Below are 8604 nucleotides of genomic sequence, written 5' to 3' on the forward strand. Positions count from 1 at the left end.
AAAACCGACGGAGAACGGCTTCATCGAAGCCTTCAACAGATGGCGGACGCGTTCGGGCAATGGGATTGCTGATGATCCGCCAGCGCGCTGGGTCAGCGAGTAACGTTACGTTCATCACTGCGGAAGATGAAACCGGGAAAATCCAAGTGATCGTTTTGCTATCAGTGGCGGAAGAACATCGGCTACTGCTCGTGTAAGCGAAACTTCTGTGGGGCTCTGCGTCGGAATCAGAACGCCCCCGGCTTTATTCACCTTGTGGCCGAGGCACTGGTGGATCGGAGCCGATGGTTATAACCGGTACCAGTTCCTTCGAGGAGTTCAGCACGCAGGCGCCGGCGCCCACGATGCGCGAACCCATATCAGGATGCAATTTCAAGGCGCCACTGCAATTCCGTGGCTAATACTTCGTAGAGGCGGAGGTCGGTTATCCGATCAGGCAGCCTGCGTGGCATGATCCCGGCTAAACTAAATACGGCACAGGCATGACCTGAGTTCCAGACCCGACGCGTATCGTCCAGCCACGAGCCAGCAGCTCGTGTTTCGCCGATCTGGCGGCGTGTACGTCCATTTCTGTGCGACCAACGCCCGATACCACCGCGCCAGCTTGTCGGGCGTGACCAACGTATCGAGTTCGCTGAGCGCATTGCGACCCAACGCATGCGCTCTGTACGCGAGTCGACGGCGCTCGGCATCGGTGAATCGAAGGCGTCGGCGGCCAAGTCGCTCCTTCAGCAATCGATTCTCCGCCTTCAAATACTCAATCGCCTCGAACTGTAGACGATTGATCCAGCCAGCAAACAGCGTCAGGAGGAATTGCAGCGGCTGGATGGAGCAATGCATCGTCATCAGTATAGCGAGATACAACGCATCCCGCGCGCGCCCGCCCGACTGAAGCAAGCAGTTCGAATAATTGGATACTACGGGCTTGAGCCACGGGACCGCGAGCCTTAATGGAATGCGCTGGTCGACGCCCAATCTTTCTCACGAAGCTGGATTCCCGGTGCTTGAAGTGGATTGAGTCGACGCCGGTTTGAGCCGCGGCGCCATCACGTTGGAAAGCGCGTAAGCAACCTGATGGCCGTCGGCGAAGATGCTGACACTATGCCGAAGTCCAATGTTCCGAAGTCACTCGCAGAGAGCGGCTCAGCCAAACCCGCACCAAAGCAGACGTGCTTCAACAGCAACCGCACTCCCATGGTGCCCGAGACATAGTCTGCGCACTTACACCGACGACCAATACAGCCGCTACGCCACTAACTATTTGATTGTTTCAGACCCGCCTCCGTTGCCGTTGACCTACCACCCATAGGTCGCAGCATGGCGGTTGGCGCACTTGAAGTATGCCGTGCGACAAAGCAACTTCGTGATGACTCATCGGATCGAGTTCACGTCAGACTCTAGTGTGACCAGAAATGGTTGGTCTTTCCAACCATTTCACCCAGTAAGCGGCTGTCTGTATCCCCAACTGTGATGTCATCCGTAGGATGGTCAGCGGCATCGTGGCAAGGTCGGTTGGGTCAGCGGTGCGCCCATCGCTTGCAACGGATCATGACGGGCTGGATCAGATGTCGAAAACCGAAAACAATCAGATCATACGGAACTACGAATCGCTGTTCGCACGACGACCGGCGGTGCGTGCACCATGACCGGTCAATACAATCCCTGGCTCGTCGTGCTGTCACTGCTGGTAGCCATCTGCGTCTCGTACACCGCACTGAGCCTGGCCGCACGCGTAGCCGGACTGCCGCCGAAGTATGCGCGCTGGTGGCAAGCCGGAGGCGCGTTTGCGATGGGCGTGGGTATCTGGTCGATGCACTTCATCGGCATGCTCGCGTTCTCGCTGCCCATTGCGCTGTCATATGACCCGATCACCACGCTTGCCTCGCTAGCCGTCGGCATCATTACCTCCGGTTTCGCTCTGGGCATTGCAAGCCGCGCTCGCGTAACCCTGCAACACCTCTCGATGGGTGCTTTCATCATGGGGCTCGGCATCGCGGCCATGCACTATTCGGGCATGGCCGCGATCCAGGTGGTGCCGGGCATCAGCTATGAGCCGCTGCTGCTGTTGGCCTCTGTCGTCATCGCCGTTGGTGCATCCTTCGTCGCGCTGACTCTGTTCTGCTTTCTGCGCAGCGAATCCAACCTGCGCCTGTTCGGCTATCGTCTCGCCGCGGCCATAGTCATGGGCTGCGCCATCGTCGGCATGCACTATACCGGCATGGCGGCTGCACGCTTCGCGCCGGGCTCATACTGTATCGGCGCCACGGACACGAACAGTCACTGGCTGGCGCTGCTGGTCGGCGGCTTTGCGCTCGGCGTACTGCTGATCACGATGATCCTGATCTTCTACCACACGCACCTCGATGCCCGCGCGAGACACGCGGCCGCGCTGGAGGACGTAAACTCCCGCCTGCAGCACATGGCCACCCACGATCCGCTGACCAGCCTACCCAATCGGGTGCTGCTCGAAGACCGACTCGCCCAGGCCATTGCCCATGCCGAACGACGCACCGGCCGCGTCGCGGTGTTGGTCATGGATCTGGACCGCTTCAAGATGATCAATGATTCGCTCGGTCATCACGGCGGCGACCAACTGCTGCAAGAGGTGGCACGTCGCCTGCAGGCCACGCTGCGCAAGTCCGACACACTGACTCGCACCGGTGGCGATGAGTTCGTGCTCATCGCCGATGAAATCTCGAGCGTGGCCGATGCAGAGCAGGTCGCACGCAGTGTGATTTCTTGCTTCACGCAACCCTTCCGCATCCTCACGGTGGAAATCCATACGGCGCCGAGCATCGGCATCGCGATGTATCCCAGCGATGGCAGCGACGGCGATGAGCTGCTGAAGAATGCCGATGCGGCCATGTACTACGCCAAAAAAGTCGGCGGCAACAACTTTGCGGTGTTCGCTCCCTCGATGAACGCGTACACGCTGGAACGGCTGGAACTGGAAAATGGTTTGCGCCGGGCGCTAGCTAGCAAGGAGTTCGTGCTTCACTATCAACCCAAGGTCGATCTGGTAAGTGGCCGGATCGGTAGTGCCGAGGCGCTGATTCGCTGGCGACACCCACAGCGAGGCGAACTGCTGCCGGCCGAATTTATTCCGCTCGCCGAAGAAATCAACCTGATTCTGCAGATTGGCGATTGGGTGCTGCGAGAGGCGTGCAAGCAGGCTCGCCAATGGCAGCTCGCGGGACAGCCCGTGCGAATCGCAGTCAACATGTCCGCACAGCAATTCCGCCAGAAGAACATTGTCGAGGTGGTGCGCGCCGCGCTCGTCAGCGCCAACCTCGAGCCGCGTCTGCTTGAGCTTGAACTGACGGAGAGCGCGGTGATGTACGACGCCGAAGGCTCCGCCGCCATCTTGGCGCAACTCAGCCGGCTCGGCGTGCATATCTCCATCGACGACTTCGGCACGGGGTATTCGAGCCTGAACTACCTGCGGCGCTTCCCACTCGACAAGCTCAAGATCGATCGTAGCTTCATCAAGGACATGGTGGCCAACCCAGAGGATGCCGCCATCGTCACCGCCATCATCTCGCTGGCACACAGCCTGCGGTTGAAGGTCATCGCCGAGGGCGTGGAGACCGAGCAGCAGTTGGATGCTCTGAAGTCGCTCGGCTGCGATCAGTACCAGGGCTTCGTCTGCAGTCCCGCCATAAGCTCGGCTGCGTTCGCCGAATTGCTGCGCACTCATAACCCACAGCATTTCGATCCTCTGGCGACTGTCAGTCGACTGTATGTGCCAATGAAGCCCGGGTAGCAGCAACCTGGTTCGAAAATGTTTGCCGACGGTGACGGCGCCGTACACCGACGCTTCGGCGGGAAGAGCCAGCGGTACTTCGTTTCCCGGCTTTCAGGTCATGAGTGGGCGCCGGCCAGGAATTCTGCGACAGTGGTAGTCCTGAAGAAGACCATTCGCCCGGTGCACTCCGTCTTCACTGATCGTACGAATCTCTCCGCATACGCGTTAAAATTTGGTGATCACGGCGGTAGTCGGATCGGCTCAATGCGCTCCCGAGTCAGTGCCGCGCGGAAAGCTGCGGAATATTTCGCATCTCGATCCATGATCAGGAAACGCGTGTGCCGAAGGAACGGCTCCTCGTCGTCAGTGAGATTGCGCGCCATCGGCATCATCCAGAGTTCGTCCGGATGAGAGGTGACCCCGGCAATCTTCACCCTCCGACTCGCCAAGTCGAGCACGAAAAGAACGTAGTACGTCACTAGGCCGCGCAGCGTGAGGACCTCGACCGCGAAGAGGTCGGTGGCTGCTATGCTGTCCCAGTGTGCTTTGAGAAAGGTCGACCACAACGTGGGCTTCCCCCGTTCAGGCGCCGGATCGATGCCATGTTCGCTCAGTACATTCGCGATCGTCCCGCGACCAACGTCGTGCCCTAAGTTGGCCAGCGCACCTTGAATTCGCGCATAGGCCCAGGATCGATTCTCCAGCACGAAAATGAGCTGAGTAATCACCTGGATCGTTCGGGGCCGCCCGGACCCACGGCGATGCGTGTACGTCCATTTCTGTGCGACCAACGTCCGATACCACGGCATCAGCGTGTCAGGCGTGACCAACGTATCGAATTCGCTGAGCGCCTTGCGACCCAACGCATATGCTCTGTGCGCGAGTCGACGGCGCTCGGCATCGGTGAAGCGAAGGCGGCGGCCGCCGAGTCGCTCCTTCAGCCATCGATTCTCCGCCTTCAAAGACTCGATAGCGTCAAGCTGTCGACGATTGATCCAGCCGGCAAGTAGCGCCAGGAGAAATTGAAACGGCTGGATGGAGCGAAACATCCGAGCAAGTACAGCCCGACCGACTCAGAACTACGGCGTTCGAATTGGCAAAGTCGATAATGTCCATGGCCCATTGCGAGGCCTTGCGTTTGATTGGCTCCGCGCCGGCGACTTTCAAGATGTCCAGGGCGACTCACGTCGAACGTGTTCCGCACATCGACAGGACGAATACACGGTTGCAGCCAATGTCCGCTTCGTGTTCCGCGACATCGATTGCTGTCTCACCTACTGATAGACGCCGACCGCCCACACACGAGATTTGTCGCGGGCGTACTTCCTCCAGATCTCGTTGTAGAGCACAGCGACAGCGTCCGTGACAATCTGGCTATCCTCGATTTTTGGATCGCCGCTACGTGGCGCGAACGTAAAGACGATGCCGTCGTTCGCGTTGATCATGTAGATTCTTTCCAAGTCAGGCACCAGCAGACGAGTCTGGATCCGATGGTCGGTGGAACCGATCCGGATCACATCAGTGTTGTCGGGTGGGTAGTATTTATTCTTGAGCTGGATTGCCTGCGCAAAATCATTCATGGAAAAATTATTGATGGAAGGTATCAGGCCCCAGAACGGCGACAACGGATGTGTATGGACGTTGGCAGCGATGATGAAGTCCTGGATGCGAGCGCATGAGCCGTCGAACGCCTTGCCCAGACTGGCGAGGTAGTCCACCCATTGCAACTTCGGCTGGCTCGTTTGAGAACTACTGCGAACGGGCGGTGTGGTGTAGTACTTCGTGCCGTCGCGGCGATCACGAAGGATTACAAATCCCCACTCTACGTCCTTCACTCCCCAGAGTGTCGCACGGGGTCCGGTGTTCCTCCATGCTTGGGCACCAGCGGCATCGCTCACCATGGCTTCATCGGCGCTCTTGTAGGGGCCATGCAAGCCCTTGTTCCAATCGGTCCAGCTCCGCGACGGCGGCTCGCAATTCGCTGGCGGTGACGAGGCTGCGGCGTCGGTCTGGACGGTAGGACTCGCCTGGGCAGGCTTGACCGATTGAGTAGCAAAGCTCAACACCAGGGGACCTGTTGGCAGATCCATCCGACATGGCTTCGCATGCGGACAGGCTGCAGCATCCGTCACACCGACCTGAGCAATGATGGCGTGCACGCGTGGAGTGCTTTCCACATTGTCCATCTCCAGCACTTCGATCTGGAGGCGCGGATCCTGCGCAGGCAGCGTCACCCGCAGCGACCGCCGGCACGCGGTGCTCTTGCCATCGCCGCCCAGGGTCGCGTCCCCTTGCAGATCGACGCATACGGAGGTGCAAGAACGATCGCCGCCCGCGAACGGCCGCATACACACGGTGACATCCGGATAGATGCCCGCTTTCCCGGAAAACAAACCGAGAGCGCTGGAGATCGTCGAATCCCAGAAATCGCCTTGTGGCGGACCGGGCACATCGTGAACCCATACGTCGGTCACGAGCTGTTGTGCCCGCGCACTCAACGACAGCGCGAGCGCGATCATCCCAAACAGCGCGTGTTTCATTGGTTAGGCTTTGCACACATCGAACGTTTATGGACGCGAATGACTTCGCGAACAGGCGCCGGCAGCAGCAGGCTCATACACACCATCGAGAGCCCTGCCCGCTTCGACAGAAATTCCTGTCTGTGGCGAACTCACAGTTGAGCGTCAGTGGGATCGCCACTGAAAGTCAGCGCGGTTCCCGGTGTCGTTGACTGCTTCGATATAGTCGACTTGACTGAGCACGACTCCACCCTGTATTTCAACCTCTCCTCAAAGTCGTCAGGATAGCTGCTTCAGCAACTCTCGCACGGCTGTCTCTAACTGTAAATCGCCGCCCTCGCGAAGCGCCGCTCGATCGGTCGCCACGAACACATCCGGGTCCTGCACCGCGCCCTCCCAGTACTTGCCTTCCGGTGTTAGGCACACATCGTTGGCAACTCCGAACAGCTTCGGGATAAGAATACAACCAAATTCGCTGAACAACGGGATGCGTTGGCGGCCGTGCTAGCTATCTAGCACTTGCGACTAACGAGACGACATCGGAGCGATCGAAACCATCGCGACCTGCTTGCACCACGGCCAAGCTTAGCTGGCGATCCCGAATGGCATTCCTTCCGCTCACGACCTCGCTTTTCACCTGCCGCGGCCGCGCTTCGCAGGAGCCCTTCAAGAGGTTTTACCCATGACCACGATGAATGTCTCGATTCCCGACAGCATGAAGCAGTGAGCCGAACAGCAAGCTAGTTCGGGCCGCTATGCCAACGCAAGCGATTACGTGCGCCACCTAATCCGGAGCGATCAAGAACAGACCGCGAAGATCGCGCACATCCAGGCGATGGTTACTGAAGGAATCGACAGCGGCGTCTGTCGCCGATCAATAGATGTACTGAAGGCGGCCGCCCGCAGCAAGTTACGCGCAACAAACAAACCCTCCCAGTGAGGCGCTATCGGCTAAGCCGCAAGGCCGAAGAGGACATCATCGCCACCTACATGTATGGCGTAGCGGAGTTCGGCGTCCAGCAAGCGCAGCACTATCATGACCTGCTGGAGAGAAAGTTCCGATTCCTGGCAGAAAACCCAGAGGCCGCCGTGCGCATTCATCCGATCGAGTCTCGCATCGTCATCTATACAGTCGATGACAGCGGGGACATCTTCACCGTTCGCGTTCGACACGGCCGTGAAGGTTGGCGGCGCGCCGAGTAGACCGAAATCGCAGAATGAAAACTCAATTAAGGTGAAAAGCACTGCGCCCCCCCATCGTGATGGTCGCCACTGCGCTCGATCTCTAGCAACATGCCCCGATCACGTAGCGCACTGACCACTCGACGGGTTGTCGAGTGGCGGCCCCCATAGCGAGATCTCAATGCATCACCAACGCCTATCTCGTTGACTGGCCATTGCCTTACCTCCCCGACGCTAAGTACCCACGTAAACGAAGAACGACGACCCGCAGTGACACACATCTGCATGGTTGGTTGCTTCAGTCGGTCACAGTCTCGATGGGCAAAGCCTGCTCAAGCGCTAACGTCAGAACTTCTTCAGAGTCGCCTGGAAATGTCTCTACGTTCACCGGTAAAAATAGACTGGCAGCAGTTCTGATGCGCGCTTTGAATTGAACTTCCATGTGAGCACTCACTGTTGTCCAACTCGTTTTTCCTGTGCTGCTCACGTTTAGAAACACATAGTCGGCAACGAGCTTTCGCCCGCCGCCTAGTGAAACCTCGACGCGCGGCATGTCCATCTGTATACCCGGAGCATACTGATCTTGGATCTGATTCTTGCGGATCGTTCCCGTCCAGCGAATCGAGGCACCCGAGTACTTCTCCGAAAGTGCGTTTGCGTCCAAACCATTCCTACGATCACGCCCAATCGCGCGAACAAAGTTCGACCAATCCGAGAACACTTGTCCGGCACGCATGCCAATTGTTACTCCCGCGGCCCGACTGTGCCAGCTCGAATGGCATCACGAACGATGTCTACACGTCTCTGAGTGGCGATTGCGGCCCGCTGTAATCCCCAGGAATGCAATCGGGCTGAGTTTCGCCGCTTCTCCGGCGAAATACAGGCGAGGTCCATTGACCCACCGATCGCTGATAAATCGGTGATACGCCGTACCGAGAGTCGGACTCGATGAGCTGAGTGAATCGAAAAGGTTCTTTAAAGTTCACGCCAGGGTTCACCCCAAGTCTCGGTTCTTTCTCCCACTTTCTATAAAATAAACTCTGCCAACCCGAGTTACGAACTCAGCGCGACTAAGAAATTTCCGCCTCTATAAAATTCCCTATAAAAATAAAATCTGAGCGTGTCAGTGGCGAATTGCCAATTGAGCGGCGGCAGGGG

General features: G+C 58.3%; 7 protein-coding genes and 1 pseudogene. 3 read left to right on the forward strand and 5 right to left on the reverse strand.

Going from position 1 to position 8604, the window contains the following annotated elements; genetic code table 11:
* Positions 1-465: 465 nt before the first annotated feature.
* A complete protein-coding gene (locus JNL55_RS27015; RefSeq protein WP_293861883.1) occupies positions 466-840 on the reverse strand; it encodes a hypothetical protein in 375 nt (124 codons plus the stop codon).
* An 802-nt stretch (positions 841-1642) separates the two neighbouring features.
* Here JNL55_RS27015 and JNL55_RS27020 point away from each other — a divergent pair.
* Positions 1643-3763, forward strand: coding sequence for a putative bifunctional diguanylate cyclase/phosphodiesterase (locus JNL55_RS27020; RefSeq protein WP_293861886.1), 2121 nt, complete (start codon positions 1643-1645; stop codon positions 3761-3763).
* Positions 3764-3984: 221 nt separating this feature from the next.
* Here the strand turns inward: JNL55_RS27020 and JNL55_RS27025 are convergent, their stop codons facing one another.
* The 3 genes from JNL55_RS27025 to JNL55_RS27035 form a co-directional block, all read right to left on the reverse strand.
* A complete protein-coding gene (locus JNL55_RS27025) occupies positions 3985-4794 on the reverse strand; it encodes a hypothetical protein (protein WP_293861889.1) in 810 nt (269 codons plus the stop codon).
* A 225-nt stretch (positions 4795-5019) separates the two neighbouring features.
* Positions 5020-6285 (reverse strand): hypothetical protein, encoded by a 1266-nt coding sequence (locus tag JNL55_RS27030; RefSeq protein WP_293861892.1) that lies wholly within the window; start codon positions 6283-6285, stop codon positions 5020-5022.
* A 258-nt stretch (positions 6286-6543) separates the two neighbouring features.
* On the reverse strand, positions 6544-6747 hold the full coding sequence (locus tag JNL55_RS27035) for a hypothetical protein (protein ID WP_293861895.1): 204 nt from the start codon (positions 6745-6747) through the stop codon (positions 6544-6546).
* A gap of 259 nt (positions 6748-7006) precedes the next feature.
* Here JNL55_RS27035 and JNL55_RS37535 point away from each other — a divergent pair.
* Both JNL55_RS37535 and JNL55_RS27040 read left to right on the forward strand, forming a co-directional pair.
* A pseudogene (locus JNL55_RS37535) lies at positions 7007-7204 on the forward strand (type II toxin-antitoxin system ParD family antitoxin); the annotation flags it as partial.
* Positions 7201-7467, forward strand: a complete 267-nt coding sequence (locus JNL55_RS27040) for a type II toxin-antitoxin system RelE/ParE family toxin (protein WP_293861898.1) — start codon at positions 7201-7203, stop codon at positions 7465-7467. The pseudogene JNL55_RS37535 and the gene JNL55_RS27040, both read left to right, overlap by 4 nt.
* 277 nt (positions 7468-7744) lie before the next feature.
* Here the strand turns inward: JNL55_RS27040 and JNL55_RS27045 are convergent, their stop codons facing one another.
* The gene (locus JNL55_RS27045) at positions 7745-8182 is read right to left on the reverse strand and encodes a hypothetical protein (RefSeq protein ID WP_293861901.1); all 438 of its coding nucleotides are present in this window, start codon (positions 8180-8182) and stop codon (positions 7745-7747) included.
* Positions 8183-8604 lie beyond the last annotated feature (422 nt).

Source organism: Steroidobacter sp. (assembly GCF_016790065.1).
Lineage (GTDB): Bacteria > Pseudomonadota > Gammaproteobacteria > Steroidobacterales > Steroidobacteraceae > Steroidobacter.